The 437-nt window shown below is 68.9% G+C and carries 1 protein-coding gene; it reads left to right on the top strand.

The features are described from left to right. Positions 1 to 11: 11 nt before the first annotated feature. Positions 12 to 437: 3,4-dihydroxy-2-butanone-4-phosphate synthase (locus M3194_RS30935; RefSeq protein ID WP_251657973.1), on the top strand; the 426-nt coding region annotated here is incomplete at its 3' end.

Genomic DNA, 437 nt, shown 5'->3' on the forward strand with positions numbered 1-437 from the left:
GGAGCGGTCGCATGAGTGAGTCGATCCGGCTCGACAGCGTCGAGCAGGCCATCGCCGACATCGCCGCTGGCAAGGCGGTGATCGTCGTCGACGACGAGGACCGCGAGAACGAGGGCGACATCATCTTCGCGGCCGCCAAGGCGACCCCTGAGCTGATGGCCTTCACCATCCGGCACTCCAGCGGCGTCATCTGCGTCCCCATGCCCGGCGACATGCTGGAGCGGCTCGAGATCCCGCTGATGACCCCGCACAACAAGGACAAGCTGCGCACCGCCTACACCATCTCGGTCGATGCCCGTGACGGCGTCAGCACCGGCATCAGCGCCGCAGACCGCGCCCACACCGCCAAGACGCTGGCCGACTCGGCCACCGAGCCGTGGGAGCTCACGCGACCCGGTCACGTCTTCCCGCTGCGCTACCGCGAGGGGGGTGTCCTC

Origin of the sequence: Paenibacillus glycanilyticus (genome assembly GCF_023715145.1) — a bacterium.
Lineage (GTDB): Bacteria > Bacillota > Bacilli > Paenibacillales > Paenibacillaceae > Pristimantibacillus > Pristimantibacillus glycanilyticus_A.